This is a genomic window from Actinomadura litoris (assembly GCF_009733595.1).
GTDB classification, from domain to species: domain Bacteria; phylum Actinomycetota; class Actinomycetes; order Streptosporangiales; family Streptosporangiaceae; genus Spirillospora; species Spirillospora litoris.
The window spans coordinates 144,630-161,416 of the sequence record NZ_WOFH01000006.1 but is presented as its reverse complement, the minus strand read 5'-3'; the positions used below and the strand labels follow the sequence as shown (position 1 = coordinate 161,416).

General features: G+C 71.4%; 10 protein-coding genes and 2 tRNA genes. 10 read left to right on the top strand and 2 right to left on the bottom strand.

Annotated elements, in window-relative coordinates; genetic code table 11:
* The first annotated feature begins 255 nt into the window (after nt 1-255).
* From GNZ18_RS18385 to GNZ18_RS18370, 4 genes are all read left to right on the top strand, one after another.
* The gene (locus tag GNZ18_RS18385) at nt 256-2,355 is read left to right on the top strand and encodes a substrate-binding domain-containing protein (RefSeq protein WP_246249967.1); all 2,100 of its coding nucleotides are present in this window, start codon (nt 256-258) and stop codon (nt 2,353-2,355) included.
* Nucleotides 2,356-2,783: 428 nt separating this feature from the next.
* Nucleotides 2,784-4,280 (top strand): sigma-70 family RNA polymerase sigma factor, encoded by a 1,497-nt coding sequence (locus GNZ18_RS18380; protein ID WP_156217737.1) that lies wholly within the window; start codon nt 2,784-2,786, stop codon nt 4,278-4,280.
* Nucleotides 4,281-4,520: 240 nt separating this feature from the next.
* Nucleotides 4,521-6,011 (top strand): RNA polymerase sigma factor, encoded by a 1,491-nt coding sequence (locus GNZ18_RS18375; RefSeq protein ID WP_156217736.1) that lies wholly within the window; start codon nt 4,521-4,523, stop codon nt 6,009-6,011.
* A gap of 507 nt (nt 6,012-6,518) precedes the next feature.
* Entirely contained in the window at nt 6,519-7,250 is a 732-nt protein-coding gene (locus GNZ18_RS18370; RefSeq protein WP_214617036.1) for a hypothetical protein, read from the top strand.
* Here GNZ18_RS18370 and pdxR read toward each other — a convergent pair.
* Nucleotides 7,247-8,620: a MocR-like pyridoxine biosynthesis transcription factor PdxR gene (gene pdxR, locus GNZ18_RS18365; RefSeq protein ID WP_246249966.1), complete on the bottom strand. Its 1,374-nt coding sequence runs from the start codon at nt 8,618-8,620 to the stop codon at nt 7,247-7,249. The two genes, GNZ18_RS18370 and pdxR, sit on opposite strands and share 4 nt — an antisense overlap.
* 69 nt (nt 8,621-8,689) lie before the next feature.
* Between pdxR and GNZ18_RS18360 the strand changes: the two genes are divergently transcribed.
* The 3 genes from GNZ18_RS18360 (at nt 8,690) to GNZ18_RS18350 (ending at nt 10,129) form a co-directional block, all read left to right on the top strand.
* Nucleotides 8,690-9,352 (top strand): pyridoxamine 5'-phosphate oxidase family protein, encoded by a 663-nt coding sequence (locus tag GNZ18_RS18360; protein WP_156217735.1) that lies wholly within the window; start codon nt 8,690-8,692, stop codon nt 9,350-9,352.
* 52 nt (nt 9,353-9,404) lie between these two features.
* Complete coding sequence (orn, locus tag GNZ18_RS18355; RefSeq protein WP_156217734.1) at nt 9,405-9,998, top strand: oligoribonuclease; 594 nt, start codon at nt 9,405-9,407, stop codon at nt 9,996-9,998.
* Nucleotides 9,999-10,053: 55 nt separating this feature from the next.
* Nucleotides 10,054-10,129, top strand: a tRNA-His gene (locus GNZ18_RS18350).
* Nucleotides 10,130-11,068: 939 nt separating this feature from the next.
* On the opposite strand, the gene GNZ18_RS18345 is transcribed toward GNZ18_RS18350, so the two are convergent.
* Nucleotides 11,069-11,431 (bottom strand): hypothetical protein, encoded by a 363-nt coding sequence (locus tag GNZ18_RS18345; RefSeq protein WP_173390815.1) that lies wholly within the window; start codon nt 11,429-11,431, stop codon nt 11,069-11,071.
* 1,607 nt (nt 11,432-13,038) lie between these two features.
* Here GNZ18_RS18345 and GNZ18_RS18340 point away from each other — a divergent pair.
* From GNZ18_RS18340 to GNZ18_RS18330, 3 genes are all read left to right on the top strand, one after another.
* Entirely contained in the window at nt 13,039-13,614 is a 576-nt protein-coding gene (locus GNZ18_RS18340; RefSeq protein ID WP_156217733.1) for a response regulator transcription factor, read from the top strand.
* A gap of 84 nt (nt 13,615-13,698) precedes the next feature.
* Nucleotides 13,699-13,771, top strand: a tRNA-Lys gene (locus tag GNZ18_RS18335).
* Nucleotides 13,772-14,871: 1,100 nt separating this feature from the next.
* Nucleotides 14,872-16,734, top strand: a complete 1,863-nt coding sequence (locus GNZ18_RS18330; protein WP_173390814.1) for a serine/threonine protein kinase — start codon at nt 14,872-14,874, stop codon at nt 16,732-16,734.
* Nucleotides 16,735-16,787 lie beyond the last annotated feature (53 nt).

Here is a 16,787-nt window from a genome sequence, read left to right as displayed (position 1 = left end):
GCATGACATCGGCGGGTATCTGGCGAATCGAGGGCAGCCATGAGCGGACGTCATCGCGATGACTTCCCCGAAGGGAACGGCGAGGACGGGAACGACCCCGGCTCCCCCGTTTTCGGTCCCGCCAACGACGGGTCATCGGACTGGTTCGGAACCCGGGACAGCCGGCGGACGCCGCTCCCGCCGGAGCCTCAGAGCCCGCCGGAGCCTCACAGCCCGCTCCCCCCGCAAGGCTCGCAATCCCCGCAAGGCCCTCAGATGCCCCAGGGGCCTCCCCCCGGGTCCGGGGAGACCCCGTCGTGGTTCACGCCGCGACGATCGTCCGAGGAACCCGTCTACGGCCCGGGAGGGTACGGCGTCTACGGCGCCGGGCCCGGCGGCGCGCCCGCCGCCGAGGAGCCGAGGGACCCCGCGGCGGGACGCCCGGGTCCGTATCCGTCCGAACCCGCGGCGTCGCCGGGCGGCCACCCCGGCAGCGCCCCGCCGCCCGGCGGGTACGACGTGCTCCGCAGCTCCGCCGAGAGGCCGACCGGCTTCTTCGGCGGCGGCGGCAGCGGACCCGGCGGACCCGGCCGGCCGGACGGCCCGCGCGGATCCGGCAGCGGCGAGTACGGGCGGCGCGGACACAAGCGGAGCATCGCGGCGCTGATCGGCCCGATGGCCGGAGCGATCGGGCTCGCGCTGCTGCTCGGCGTCGGCGTGTACGCGTTCGCCGAGAGCGGCACGGACTGCGGCGGCGACGCGCTGAGCCTGTCGGTCGCGGCGGCGCCCGACATCGCGCCGGTCGTGACCAAGGCTGCGGAGCGCTTCAACGACGGCAAGGAGAAGGTCGGCGACCGGTGCGTCCGCGCGAACGTGCGGAGCGCCGAGCCCGCCTCGGTGGCGACGCTGCTGTCCGGGCAGGGCGTCGCGAGCGGCTCCAACCAGCGTCCGGACGTGTGGATCCCCGACTCCTCCCTGTGGCCCTCCCTCGCCCAGGGGCAGGGCGGCGCGGCCGGGCAGAAGGGCGCGGTCACGCTGACGAGGACATCGGTGGCGACCAGCCCGATCGTGGTCGGGCTGCCGCGGACGCTCGCGGCGCAGCTGAAGCGGTCGGGTGTGACGGCCGCCCCGTCCTGGGACAACCTGCTGAAGGCCGCGGGCGGTGTCGCTGGCGGCGCGGTGACGAAGAACCAGATGATCCCGGCCGGGTCGGTGCGGCTGCTCGTCCCCGACCCGACGCGCAACGCGGCCGGGATGGGCTCCCTGATGATCACCAGCGCGCTGCTGGCGAACGACCCGAACAAGGAGTCGATCTTCACCGGGATCGTCCGGACCGTGCGGGAGAGCATCGTCCCGGACGTCGAGGAGCAGTTCACGCACTTCCGCAAGGACCGGACGGGCAAGCAGCCCATCTCGCTGTCGTCGGAGCAGGCGCTGTGGAAGTACGACAGGGGCGGTCCGGCCGAGCCCGCCGTCGCGCTGTACCCGCTTGAGGGCACGCTGTCGATGGACTACCCGTTCACGATCACCACCGGCGACGGCGACCGGGCGAAGGCGGCCCGCGCGCTGGAGGAGGCGATGAGCACCGAGGCGACCAAGAGCGACGTCCGCGACGCCGGGTTCCGCTCGCCGGACGGGAAGGCGCCGGCGACGTTCGGTGAGAGGACCGGCGTCAGCCCGGCCCGCCCGCGGCAGCTGCCGATGCCGCAGGCCGCCGAGGTCACGCAGGTGATGCAGGCGTGGTCGAAGCTGTCGCTGGGGCTGCGCATCCTCACGCTGGTCGACGTGTCGGGGTCGATGGCCGAGGAGGTCGCCCCGCACACGAACCGGCTCCAGGCGATCGCGCAGGTGTCGCAGGGCGGGCTCAGCATGATGTCGAACGACACCGAGCTCGGGCAGTGGCTGTTCTCGACGAACATGCGGGGCGGCCTGCCCTACCGGGAGACGGTGCCGGTCGGGCCGCTCGGCGAGCGCGTCGGGTCCAACACGCGGCGCGGCCTCGTCCTGTCGTGGCTGAACCAGATGAAGCCGAAGCCGGACGGCGACACCGGCCTCTACCGCACGATGCTCGCCGCCTACAAGGCGATGAACAGGTCCTACAAGCCGGAGTTCGGGAACTCGATCCTGCTGATGACCGACGGCAGGAACGACGACCCGGGCGGTCCGTCGCTGAAGGAGGCGCTGGCCGAGCTGCGCGGCATGCAGGACCCGAACAAGCCGATCCAGGTCAACATGATCGGCTTCGGGAAGGGCGTGGACCGCGCCGAGCTGGAGCAGATCGCGGCGGCCACGGGCGGTAACGTCCAGATCGCGATGACGCCGCAGGAGATCTCCAAGATCTTCCTCAAGATGCTGTCCCGGCGCATCACTTCGTGATCTTCCGGACACGGTTCGAAGTTCTCGATTTTTCCCCACGATCGGTGTCAACCGGACGCCGGAACCACCCGTCATTCTAGGTGGAGGCCCGACGGGGAGCGGGGCCGTCGGGCCTCCGACCTCTTCCCTCCCTGCCGGTGACGGGGAGTGGTTCCGGCCCACCGGTCCCGACCGGTCGGCTCCGGCCCGGGGCGGTGCCCCGGCCCTGGAAAAGGATCCCCTTCACAGGGAAGCGGATCCACTTTCCGCAGGCCCCCCGCTCTCGCGGAAGGCCCCCTTTCGCAGGACGTCCCGCCGTCGCGGGACGCCCCGCCCGCCACGGGTGTGCAGGCCGACCCCGGCCCCGGGCGAGTATCCCCCATCGAACGGCTGGAATCCCCGGTGGACCGTCCGCCGGGGATCGCTTCACCCAAGCTCGGGAGGCCCTCGTGTCCGGTTGGCCCAGCCTCGACCGCGCCGACGACGAAAGGCTCGCGCGGGCGCTCGCCGCCGGCGATCCCGGCGCGCTCATCCAGGTGATGGACCGCTACGCGGCGCGGCTCTACGACTACTGCCACGCGCTGCTGCGCGACCAGGAGCTCGCCGCCGGGGCCCTGCACGACGCGCTCATCGCCGCGTACGCGCACGTGCCCGCCCTGCGCGAGCCGGAGTGGTTCCGCGCCTGGCTGTACACGCTCGTCCGAGGCGAGTGCCTGCGCCGGCTGCGGGATCCAGACCGGCCGGCCGGGCGGCATGAGGCCCCGGAGGTCGAGGACGGCTTCGTGGACGAGGCGGAGCGCGCCCGGCGGCAGGAGGCGCGGCAGCTCGTCCACGGCGCGCTGGCGGGCCTGCGCGGGCGCGAGCGCGAGTCCCTCGACCTCGTGCTGCGGCACGGCCTCGACCCGCTGGAGGTCTCCGGCGTCCTCGGCATGGACGGCCAGGAGGCGACGGCGCTGGTGGCCGAGGCCCGCGCCCGCCTCGACGACGCGCTCGCCGTCGCGTTCGTCGCCCGCACCGGGCGCGGCGACTGCCCGGACCTCGCCGCGCTCGTCGGCGACGCCCCGTGGCCGCTGCCGCCGCCGCTCGCGGCACGGGTCGCCGAGCACATAGGCCGCTGCCCTGTCTGCCACGTCCGGCGCGAGCGGCTGTCGGCGCCGCGGCTGCTCCAGGTGCTGCCGGTCGCGATGATGCCGACGGACCTGCGCGGCCTCGTCCTCGCGACCGCCACCGACCCGGCGCTGGCCGCCGACCTCGGCGCGATCGCGCACCGCGCCGGGCCGTTCGACGACCGGGGCTGGCCGATGGCGGCGGGCGAGACGGCGCCGCCGGAGGAGCCGTCCCGGCGGACGCCGCGTGCGCTCTGGCCGGCCCTCGCGGCCGCCGCGGCGGTCGTCCTCATCGTCGCCGGGGCGTTCTTCCTGATGCCCGACTCGTCCAAGAAGCCGACGAGCGCGACCGGCCCCGGCGGGAGCCTGTCGGCATCGGTGGACGACCCGTCGGAGTCGCCCAGCGAGAGCGAGGAGCCCTCGGACTCGCCCACGCCGACGGAGAGCGGCACGCCGACGCCCACGCCGACGACGCCGTCGCCGACCACCCCGACGCCCACCCGGACGCCGACGCGGCACCCCTCGTCCCGTCCGCCGCGGTCGACCCCCACCCAGTCGCGGCCGGGGACGCTCTCGGCGAGCGGGTGCGCCATCGCCGGGCCCGGTGGCAGTTGCACGGTGACGTTGACGGCGTCCGGCGGGCCTGTGAACTGGCATGTCGCGAGCCACTCGCCCTTCCTCAGCGTCAGCCCGGGCGGCGGACGGGTCCCCGCCGGAGGCTCGCGGCCCGTCACCGTGACGCTCAACGGCGGGTGCCCGCCGGGCGGCGGAACGGGATCGGTGAGCTTCTCGCCCGGCGGCGCCGCGTCGATCACTCTGACGTGCCCCGAACAAGGCTGACGGCACCCCGAAAGTCAAGAGTGATCCACATCACATTCAGGGGCGAAACCCCGGCTCTACAAGGCCAGACGGCCACGGGGCGTACCGTGCTGGTCACATAAATCCGCACATAGGGGAGAAAATCCAGGAACTTGGTGGCAAGATCGGGCAACCAGTGCGGGCGGTCAGGCGTCGGCGCTCGCTCGGGGACCCCCTCCCCGGGCGCACGATCAACGACACCGACTCATCTGGAGGGATCCCGTGGCCGGTGAGCCAGGGCCCGGTCAGTCCGACGACATCAGGCTCGCGGAGGCACTCCGCGACGGCGACGTCATCGCGCTGACCGAGGTCTACGACACCTACGCGCCGTTCCTCTACGACTACTGCCACGGCCTGCTGCGCGACCGCGTCGAGGCCGCCGGGGCGCTGCGCAACTGCGTCATCGCGGCCCGCGAGCACGTCGGACGGCTCAACGAGCCCGACCGGCTGCGCGGCTGGCTGTACGCGATCGCGCGCAAGGAGTGCATGCGGCGGCGCGACAGCCCGAACCGGCACACCGGCCAGGAGGCGCCGGAGGCCGACGACGACCTCACCGACGACCAGCTCGCCCGCCGCGAGGAGCGGCGCCTGCTCGCCCACAGCGCGCTCGCCGCGCTGTCCGGGCGCCAGCGCGAGGCCATCGATCTGTCGGTGCGGCACGAGCTGGACGAGGTCGACCTGTCCGGCGTGTTCGGGATGCCGCTGGAGGAGACCCTGGAGCTGGTGGAGAAGTCCCGCGAGGACCTCGCCGCCGCCCTGCACGCGGCCCTCATCGCGCAGAACCACTGGAAGGACTGCCCCAGCGTCTCGGCGCTGACCGAGTCGTGGCCGCTGTCGCCGCAGACCTCGGCGTCCCTCGTCCGGCACGTCGCGAGCTGCCCGGTGTGCGGGGCGCGCGACACCCCGCCGCTGCCGCCCGACCGGCTCCTGTCGGTGCTGCCGATCGCGGCGATCCCCGCCGACCTGCGGCTGGACGTGCTGACCGCCGCGACCGCCGCCGACCGCGCCGACAACCGGCGCGCCATCGCCGCCTGGACCGAGCCGTTCGACGAGTACGGCTGGCCGCTCCCCTACGAGCCCGCCCCCTCGCGCGCCCGCGACCGCGAGTCGCGCCGCCGCCGCGGCCCGCTGATCGGCGTCGCCGCCGCCGCGGTCGCCGCGGTCGTGGTGCTGGTCGGCGCGATGTCGGCGTTCGGCGGCGAGGAGGACGGCGGCGGCTCCACCCCCCAGGCCGGCGCGTCCGGCCCGGCGCCGGGTGACAGCGGCAGCGGCTCCCCGACCGGGACGAGCGCGGACCCCTCGCCGACCAGCCCGTCCCCCTCGCGGTCGTCGGCGTCGCCGTCGAAGTCCCCGTCCGCGTCGCCGTCGAAGTCGCCGTCCAAGACGCCGTCCAAGACCCCCTCGAAGACGCCGCCGCCGAAGGACCACGACGACCCGCCTCCGCCCTCGCAGCCCGGCACGCTGTCGGCGCAGGGGTGCAGCATGGGCTACGACGACTCGTGCACCGTCCGGATCACCGCCGTCGGAGGCCCCGTGTCCTGGCGCGTCACCGGCACCGACGGCCCCGTGGAGGCGGGCGGCTCCGGGCAGCTGTCGGCGGGCCAGTCGACGAGCGTGCGGGTGTGGCGCGAGGGCGGCCTCTGCCTCGGCAACCGCAGCGGATCGGTGTCGTTCTCCCCCGGCGGCTCCGCGGGCGTCTCCTACCACTGCTGAGGATCGTCGCGGACAGGACGCGCGCTCGTGGCGGGCCACGGGCGCGCGTCCCCGTCTGCCGCACCGTCGGTGAACGGCGCCGCTTTTCTCCGTGCGAACCCCGTGTGATCTGCGGCGATGACCGCTGGACGCGCGGCGCGACCGGTACGGATACCGCGGCGGCAGGCCACTTCCGGCCGCCATGCAGGCAACCTTCAGCATCCCCCCGGTTTTAGGGCTGACCTGGGGCTACGTACCCTGTACCCCACCACAGGACATGAAACTTCCCCAGGAATCCCCGACCACAAGGTGGATTCGGAGGACGGCCGGGGTACGCATCTGCGACGACACCCGAGCAGAGTGGACCTCTTCCGGCATGGAGGTCGTAAGCCGCCATATCCGGCCCATGGCGGCAAGCTGGACTTTTGTGTCCCGCTGGGCTACTACAGGGACTAGACCACTCGGGGCTAGACCGCCCGATTGGGGGGACACACCGTGGCAGACGCATGGCTGCCGGGAGCCGGCCGTATGCCGGCGCGACAGGACGGGGGAAGACTGGGAGGAGGCGCTCCCCGGGTCGTCTGGTTCGCCAGCGAGTCCGACCCCCGTACCGTCTCGGCACGCTCGGTCGCCGCCGACATGGTCAAGGAGGACCGGCCCGCGCACCTGGTGTGGCACCCCGGCACCGGCGAGATCATCCAGACGCTGCCCGCCACCCGCGCCGCCCGGCTGCTCGGCGACCCCGTCAGCCGCGAGGGCCGCGCCTGCCTCCAGGTCGTCGTGATCGGCCAGGCCCGCGTCCCCTTCACCGCCGCCCTCATGATCGGCGTCGAGGCGATCGTCGGCTGGCTGGACACCTGGGGCGTCGAGCGCCGCTGGCCCGCGGGCCCGCCGCTGCCCTCCCCGCAGTCCTACCACTCCCTGCGCGCCCGCAAGGACTGGGCGCGCGGCGGCCACTTCGGCGCCTCGCAGGTCCCGGTCGCCGACCGTCCCGACCCGGGCGGCATCGACATCCGCCGCATCACCGGCCCGAACACCCCGGTCGCGCCGCTGCCCACGACGCGCGCGCCGATCCCCGAACCGGCCGGTGCCCGGCTGGTGCCGCGCCCGTCCCGCCTCGGCGACGCCCCCCGGCAGGGCCCCGACCACACGCCGCCGGGGCCCTCCCCCGTCCCGGCCCGTCCGAGCCCCCTCCCGGTCGCCGCGCCGCCCGACCACCTGGCCGCCCCCGGCGCGCGCCCCCGCGCGATGTCGAACTAACCGCTCTCCAAGACGAGGTCGCGGACGACTCCGCACCCCCACCGCAGCTCGGCGAGCCCCGGGGCGGACCCGTAACCGATCACCAGACCGGTGAACGGGTCGCCCGGGCCGCGGTGGCAGCGGCCGAGCGTCTCCACCAGGATGCGGTGACCGGCCGCCTCCTCGACGACCCGGTCCGCGACCGGGCCCGGCACGTCCACGACCAGGTGCAGGCCCGCGGTGTCGCCGCGCAGGCGCAGCCCGTCCAGCGCCCCGACGACCGCCTCCCGCCGCCGCGCGTACTCCGCCCGCATCCGCCGGACGTAGCGGTCCAGGTCGCCGCGTTCGAGGAGCAGCGTCAGCGCGTGCTGCGGCACCACCGCCGTCCGGTCGTTCAGCTCCTCCCGCCGGCCGGCGATCGCCGCGACCAGCTCCGGGCGCCCCACCAGCCAGCCGACCCCCATGTCCGCGGTGAGGATCTTCGCGGTGGTGCCCAGGTAGACGACGACGTCCGGGTCCAGGCCGTACAGCGCGGGCAGCGGCGCGACGTCGTAGCGGAACTCGCCGTCGTAGTCGTCCTCCACCACCAGCGCCCCGGTGCGCCGCGCCCACGCCAGCAGCGCCTGCCTCCGCCGGACGGGCAGCACCCCGCCCAGCGGGAACTGGTGCGAGGGCGTCGTGTAGATCAGCCGCAGGTCGTCCGGGAGCCCGTCGACGACCAGCCCGTGCTCGTCCACCGGGCACGGCACCGGCACGGCGCCGCGTCCCGCCAGCACCGTCCACGCCCGCGGCCACCCCGGCTCCTCGATCCCGACCCGGTCGCCCGGCCGCAGCACGGTCGCCGCCAGCAGATCGAGCCCGCTGGTCGCCCCCCGCGTGACCAGCAGCCCCTCGGCCGGGCAGCTCACCCCCCGGCTGCGCCGCGTGTAGTCGGCCAGCGCCACCCGCAACTCCGCCATCCCGTGCGGCTCCTGCCGCTCCTGCGGCGGCATCCCCGCCGCGATCCGCCACGCCCGCCGCCACGCGGGCGTGTCCAGCGCCCCGACCCACGCGACCCCCGCGCGCAGATCGAGCATCCCCGGCACCGACGTCCGGTAGACGGCCTGGTCCACGATCGGCTTGGGCAGCGGCACGGGGGCGACGCCGTCGGTCACATACGTCCCGGAGCCGTGCCGCCCCTCCAGCCAGCCTTCCGCGTGCAGTTGCTCGTACGCCTCCGTCACCACCGTCCGGCTCACGCCGAGCAGCCCCGCCAGCGCGCGGCTGCCGGGCAACCGCTCCCCCGCGGCGAGCCGTCCGTCCCGCATCGCCGCCCGCAACTGCGCCACGAGCTGGGCGTTCATCGGCTCCTCGGCGTGCCGGTCGACGACGAGCGGCAGGTCTATCGACAAACTGGTCTCCCGCTATCGGCCCCAAGTGGCCCTACCGACCAGGCCACTCTCCTCCTAGCGTAAACGGACATGACCCCACTGTCCGCAACCGACCGCACCCGCCTCGGCCGCCTCCCGGAGCGCTCCAGCGACGACCGCTCCGTCCTGTACTCGATCCTCGACGACGGCATGATCTGCCACCTCGGCGTCATCGTGGACGGCGCGCCCCGCGTCCTGCCCACCGGCTACGGCCGCTCCGGCGACACCCTCTACCTCCACGGCTCCACCGGCGCGCGCAGCCTCATGACCGCCCCGTCCCAGGAGATCTGCGTCACCGTCACCCACCTGGACGGCCTCGTCATCGCCCGCTCCCTGTTCCACCACTCGATCAACTACCGCAGCGCGGTGATCTACGGCACCCCGCGCCTCACCACCGGCGACGAGAAGCTCGCCGGCCTCCGCGCGATCGTGGACCGCCTCGCCCCCGGCCAGTGGGACGTCGCCCGCCAGCCCACCCGCAAGGAGCTGGCCGCCACCACCGTCCTCGCCCTCTCCCTTGACGAGGCGTCCGTCAAGACCCGCCAGGGTCCACCCGGAGACGACGAGGAGGACTACGCGCTCGACGTCTGGGCCGGAGTGGTCCCCGTAAGCCAGACCTTCGGCACCCCGTCCCCCGACCCATTGCTCCACACCGGTGTCCCCGTCCCCCCGCACATCGCCGCCCGCGGTACCGAAACGGCTCCGACCTCGTAAATCGGCCCGGCTCGATGCCCCGCGCAGTCGTTCATGGTCGTAGGGTGAACCCATGAACGAGCGGCTGGTCTGGATTGATTGCGAAATGACAGGACTCGACCTGCGTCACGACGCGCTCATCGAGATAGCCGCGCTGGTGACCGACAGCGAACTCAACATCCTCGACGAGGGCGTGGACGTCATCATCAAACCCCCGCCGGAGTCGATCACCCAGATGACCAAGGTCGTCCGGGACATGCACACCACGTCCGGCCTGCTGGAGGCCCTCCCCGGCGGCGTCACCCTGACCGAGGCCGAGGACACCGTCCTCACCTACATCCGCACCCACGTCAAGGACGCCAAGAAGGCCCCCCTCTGCGGCAACTCCATCGCCACCGACCGCTCGTTCCTGGCCCGCGACATGCCCGCCCTCGACGGCCACCTCCACTACCGCATGGTGGACGTCTCCTCCATCAAGGAACTGGCCCGCCGCTGGTACCCCCGCGTCTACTTCGCCAGCCCGGAGAAGAAGGGCGGCCACCGCGCCCTCGCCGACATCACCGAGAGCATCCAGGAACTCCGCTACTACCGCGCCGCCGTCTTCGTCCCCCAGCCCGGCCCCGACTCCGAGACCGCCCGCACCCTGGCGTCCGGCGTCACCGGCTGACCCACCCGGCAGAACCCGCTACACTACTGAAAGCCGGGACGCGCTCCCGGCCACGGTGGGTGTAGCTCAGCTGGCAGAGCACTTGGTTGTGGTCCAAGATGTCGGGGGTTCAAGTCCCCTCACTCACCCCAAGCTCAGGCCCCCTTTTCGGGGCTTCGCATGGAGGGCGGAGACGTCCTCCTGTGGGAATTCTGTGGGACGATCTCCGGATCGTCCCTTTCCCTTTTTCCGCTGCCGAGCCTCATCCAGAGCGGCCACCGGCGAGGATGTGAGAACGCGAGCCGGGCGTCCGAGAATGCTTCCGAGCGCTCCAGCAACTCGCTCCGCATCGCCTGCGTGACCCGTCCTCGTGTCCCATCCGCTTGTCGATCAGTACCTGTCGCCGCGATGAACAGCCACGACGGACGGTCGCTCACCGAGACGGTCGTGAAGCCGTGGCGGATCGTGTGCGGCGACACCGAGCGGTTTGCCGTCAGGAACGCTCGCGCCCGTTAGCCCGGACCGCTCTAGCCATCGCCGACCGTGGCCCGTCGAGGAGGACGCGCCCGTCCGCGAGACCCTCGACGCCATGTTCCGAGGTCGGCCGAGCGCACGATCACCGACTACCTCGTCCACGTCGCACCGGCGGCTGATGCGCCCGACCGGCGGCGCCGAGCGCCGCTGACGTCCAGCCCCCGGGCCGGATACGCGACCGGGAGCGCTCCCCCGCCCCCACCGGCTCGGGGCCTTCCGAAAGGAGACACCAGCCCATGATCACCGTCGCCCCACAGCCCCCGAGGGGACGCACCTGCGGGGCACAGGCTCGCGACCCCTCGGCTCAGGTCCAGATACGGGGCACCGGATGCAGGGGCGCGAAAGTCGCCGGTGTGGCAGCCCGGGGACGGGTCGGTGGCCGCCAGGGGCTGCGGGTGGCCGCGCTCCTCCAGAGGGGTCGCACATGTGGCTGGGGACGGGCGTGGCTAGGCGGCTCAATCGCGGCCGTATGCGGTCGCGAACGCGACGCGCGGTCGTGTTCATGGAGCCGGTCCCGGCCGCCGAGGCGGCCGGGACCGGTGGAAGAGGCGGGTCGCTCAGTCAGCGCAGATGGCGTAGACGCTGATGCCGACGTCGTTGTAGCCGATCTGGCGGCCGAGAGCGATCCAGCCGCGGCCGTCACCGGTGGGGAAGGAGCCGACCAGGATGGCGCCGTTGCCCTGGGCTTCGGCTCCGCCTCCCAGGACGTGCTTGGTGCCGGGGCAGAGCAGCGTGCGGCGCTGGAAGTTGGGGACGGTGGCGTTGGGCAGGGTGACGATCTGGTAGCCGGGGGGCAGGGCGACTGCCTGCGTAGTGGCGGGGGCGGCGGTGGTGTAGGCGTGGGCGACTCCGGCCGTGACCAGGCAGGTCGCGGCGGTGGTCGCGGCCAGGGCCAGGGCGGTGGTCTTCATCGATGCCATGTGCTCTCCTTCGGCGATGGTTCCACGCCGCCGGTTCCCAGGACACAGTCGGGACGCGCGGATCCCGGGGGGAGCGGGCGGTGGGGAACCCAGCAAGGGTCGACACGAGAAGTGTCCGTGATGTCACAGCCCGTTTCCATGATTATTTGTGTTCATATGATTACCGAGAGTGCATAATGGGTGATTACGGAAGGTGTTCACAGAGGCGCACTTCCGTAACCTGCGGTGATCGCACACCGATGGCAGGATGGCCGTCCAGATCCGGCCGCGCGTGCTGCGAGTCGGTAGATCCCCTGGTAAAAGGGCCGCTGCTCGGCGCTCTGCCCCAGGCGGTCGAGAGGCCTCAGGCGATCCAAGCTCGGACCTGTTCACCTCACAAAGGCGGCCTCAATGATCGATGTGCTACCTCTGATCAGAATTTCGGCAGAGACCGCTGCCGGCGACCGGTAGCCCGAAGCGTCCAAGCCTTCCCTTGGTCGAACGCCCGCAGAGCGAGAGACCCCGCTCCGACGCCGGGCCGTCGAGCGGGGCCTGCTTCGCCTCGGAAGCCGTGGGACGATCATGGACGCCAGGCCGCGTCATCCTGGGCGTGCCCAGGTGTCCGACATGCCGAAACCCTGGTAGGCAGGCGCGTCCGGTGGTCCAAGATGTCGGCGATTCAAGTCCCCTCACTCACCCCGACGAACAGCCCTGGTCATCGCAGATGATGACCAGGGCTTTCCGGTGTCCCGGGTAAGCTCCACCACCCATGAGGTGAAGCCGCGCCGACCCATGTCCCGGATCCTTATGACCGAGGCCGGCGCCTGGCAGTCGCGCCGGTACCGCCCAGGATGATGTTCGAACCGATGCCGCCCAGCAGTCGTCGGCAATCGGACGACCTGGATGAGGCCGATGGGCTCAACGGCCCGTTCGGAGCCGAGCGGCGAGAAAAACGAAGGCAGCGAGACCGGCCGGGCGCCGAAACTGCGCGACAAATGCGGTACAGGTCCTTCGAGGGAATACGCGTCCCAGAAAGGGAGGCCATCTTTCCATGTGGGCGAGCGACAGCGGACGTTCGTGATGCTTGTGCGGCATCTCGGATGCGACGGCCTTGGCCGAAATGTCGCGGTGGCGGCTTGCCTGCTCGGCTTCGACGCAGAGCAGGGCCGGTTCGGGGTCGGCCGTCCTGGAGAATCGCCGACCGATCTCGTGGGGCTCCTCTGCGGAGGCCCCGAACCTCGTTCGGTTCTTCTTTGGATTGCCAGCGGGCGAGCGTGCTCGTAGCCGGTTCCCGCCGGGCTCAGCGGCTCTGCAAGTGGTTGCTTACGCCATCGGCTGACGGCTGCGCCAAGGCGGGCGTGAGGTCGTGTCCCTGGTTCGGCTGGTGAACCGATCGGCTACGGCGGTGCCCTCGGCCTTTCATACGTGCGGCGCCTCCCCCGCGTATGGAGCCGTATCCGACGCTTTGGGATCTTGGTCCGTACGGCCTGAGGTCAAGGACGTATCACCCGAAACCAGCCCTGGTCGCCCGGCCACGGGCTTCTTCGTGGCGCGGTTCATCGACTCAGGATGATCGGCCGGTTATGCTCCGTCCTTATAAACGCCCAACGACACCCCAAGGGCAACGGATGAGTGTCGACGAAACGGCCCCACTGCGCGTCCTCGTGGTGGACGGCGACCCCCGCGTTCGCGCGGACGTCGTCGCTCTGCTCGACGACAGCGACGAGCTTGAGGTCATCGCACAGACCGCCACGGCCGGTGACGCCGTCGAGCTGGCTGAACGCCTGCGTCCTGACATCGTTCTGCTGGACGCCGACTCCGCCCGCACCGGCCACGCCACGCCCCTGAGCCGAGCCTCCAGGGTCTTCGTCCTGGCCTCCCCGGGGGACCAGTGCGTCGAGGTCGCCATCCGCGGCGGCGCCTGCGGCCACCTCGTACCCGGCGTGTTCACCGTCCGCGACCTGATCCGGGGTGTCCGGGACGCGTCGCGCGTCTCCCTCGGCCTGTCGGCCCGCGAGTCCGAGGTGATGGACCTCATCGCGACCGGCCGGTCCAACGGCGAGATCGCCCGTCAGCTCTTCCTCAGCGAGAAGACCGTCAAGAACCACGTCAACCGGATCTACGCCAAGCTGGGCGTCAGCTCCCGCGCCACCGCCATCGCCCTCTGGCGCGGCATGATGAGCGTCCTCCCGGCCAAGGACTAACCGATTCGCACAGGTCCACGGCCCCTGGTACTGTTCTTCCTGTCGCGAGGGACACCGGCCAAGGCCGGAGCCCCCATCTGACAGGCGCCGTTAGCTCAATTGGCAGAGCAGCGGACTCTTAATCCGCGGGTTCGGGGTTCAAGTCCCTGACGGCGCACCCGTGACGTTACTCGGCTAGGGCGCTTCTCGGTCGCGAGAAGCGCCTTTTATGCTGCTCGCCCCTTGTGAAAATGGACACGACGGTGGCCTCGATCGCGCGGGACCGATGCGGTGCCTGCCCTACCGCATCCCGACCGACCGGGGCGAGCACACCCTTTGGATGTCGTTGGTCGTAGACAAGGCCAGGCGCCGGACGGCGCCTGAACGTTCCTCGTCTCTGATCAACGCTGTCCCAGCCCCGGTTCCGTCCGCGATCGCCGGCGGTGCGGTCGGCCCTTCCCCGCCCCGCCCGGAACGGCCGGCCCCGTGGGGCGCTCAGACAGCCACTGACTTCACCTCGGCTCGCCCTTTTCGCGTGGCGCCGACCGCCGGCATCGCCGGCCGGTCCCCTGCCTCACGGCCTTGCTCATCGCCAGAGCGGCCAAGCCCGGCCGCTCTGGCAAAGCGACCAGGACATGCCCTGGGTGGAGCATCTCAGGCATTACAGCGGGACGGCCATCGGCGGGGCCGACCACCTCACAGGACCGGCCGACTCCGAGCCGAACGGGAGCACCGGCCCGCTTCACAAGCGCTCCGCCCCATCGCCACCCCTGTCCACTACGGCCCTAACGACCGAGGGCGCAGCCGTCCCATCATCGGCTTGCCTGGGGCGACAACCGCCTGCTCGATATGGTCGACCTCATCGCCCCTGTCGGTCTGCCGTCGGACGTCGTTTCGGGATCACGGCCGAGCCGACGGGCGTAGCCGACTTCAGGTAGCGTTCATGACACCGGCGGTGAGGTCAGCCCCTCACGGTCGTCGCCGGCGTGGGTCTTCGCGCCGTATCCGACATGGTCACGGAGCCCTACCCGAAACCGGTTCGTGTCGGCTGCGCAGGCGTCGGAGACGAGTTCCGCGACGGTGGCGATCGGTGATCGTCCATCTGTCGATTCCGCGATCCTCGATGACGTGTTGGGGGTTTACCGAAGGGCTTCGCCTCGGCACGATTTCATGTCCTCGTCCTCACCCCGGATAGGCCATTGGATCCGAGCCGGCTCCGGGCTCGATGCTGGGGGCCGCCGCCGTGACGGACGTAGCGCCGTAGGTTACGGCAGGATCGTGAGCGCCGGTGGTGGTGACAAGGACCGGGAGGGCCCATCGTTGTACGGCGGTATGGAATTCAGCGGTCGTTACCTCCTGGAGGAATGCATCGGCCGTGGCGCGATGGGGGAGGTATGGCGGGCTCTGGATCGCCGCCTCAACCGGCCGGTCGCCGTGAAGATCCTTCCGGCTTCCCAAAGAGGCGTGGCGGCTCGGGTCGACCGGTTTCGGCAGGAGGCGCAAATCGCTGCGGGCCTTCAGCATCCCGGCATCACCGTCGTGCACGATGTGGGAGAGCACAAGGGTCTGCTCTACTTCGTCATGGAGTACCTCAAGGGCGAAGACCTGGCCAAGGTCATCCGCGAGGTCCCTTCGGGCCTGCCCATCGAGCGGGTGGTGCACTTCGGCGTCCAACTCACGGACGCCTTGGAGACGGCCCACCGACACGGCGTCGTGCACCGGGACATCAAGCCGGCGAACATCATGGTGACCGTGTTCGACCGCGTGAAGATCTGCGACTTCGGCGTCGCCCGCATTGTGGAACAGATCGGCGGCGAAACAGGGACCGTCGGCGTCGGAACGCCTTTGTACACCGCGCCCGAGCAGTTCGGGGGCCGAGCGGGCGCATCCGCTGATCTCTACTCTCTCGGCTGCGTGCTCTACGAGGCGCTGACCGGATGTGCCCCCTTCCAAGGGTCACCCACGGAGTTGATGCGCAAGCACACGCACGAAGCCCCACCCCCGGTGGCCTCGCTCCGCTCGGACGTCCCTGCGGAGCTCGGCGCCCTGGTGATGAGCCTCCTCGAAAAGGACGCGGGGAAGCGTCCCCCGGATGCCTCCTCGGTCAGGCAGCGGCTCCGAGCTATCCGGCGGATGCTCCGGAACGTCGCGGCCGGAGGAGGTTTCGCCGTCTCCGTTCCCGAGAGTGATCGGTCGGATCCGGCGGCGGAACCGAGATCGCAGAAGCGGTTGGAGCCACCGCGGAGGTCATTGCTCGCTGCCGGCGATCGGTTCGCTACCGCTCCCGAGACCCACTACGTCCGGCTCGACACGGTTCTACGTTCCGCCCTGGACAGGGATGGGGTTCACCCGCTCACCGTCGGGATCGGTGAGGGACCTGATGGCGCCATCGTGACCGACTTGGCGCGCCTCGCGCATCTGTTGATCGCGGGTATCCACCCTGCGGCGAAATCGATGGCGATCCACTCGATCATGACCTCGATGCTCATGCACGCGGGACCGGACCAGGTTCGGATGCTCCTGGCGGACTCCGCGCTTACCGAGTTGTCGATCTACGCGGATCTCCCCCACCTCCTCACGCCCGCGGTCACCGACCCTGGGAGCGCCATCGGCATGTTGGCCTGGACCGAAGAAGAGATGGAACGTCGCTACGACGACCTCGCCGCGCATGGGCTCCGCCGCCTCGACGACTACAACGAGTCCGTACGCTCGGGTCGGATCGAACGACCGAATCACAAGAACGGCGACGCCACGACCTATCCGTACATCGTCGTGGTGGTAGCGGAGCTCTCCGATCTCATGGCCGTCGCCCCCCAGGAGACCGAGGGCCTGATCGCACGACTGGCGCGACTGGCACGGGCCGTCGGCATCCATCTCGTGCTCGGGGCTCAGCGGGTTACCGACCGGGTGCTCCCCCGCAGGATCAGAACCAACATCCCGTCTCGGCTTGCCCTCGCGGTGGCCTCGGGCGAGGAGAGCGAGTTGGTGATCGACCAAGGAGGAGCGGAGAGCCTGTCCGATGGCGAGGCCCTGTTCCTGCCGAAGGGCCTGGACGAACCGTGCAAGGTTCGATGCAGTGCCGTCACCGAGCGCGAGATCAGGACGGTGGTCGACCATTGGGCCCAGCAGGTCGAGGGCTGACCTGATCCGTGCGGTGAAGGCCGATGCAGCCCACCCTGCGCCTCATGGCCATA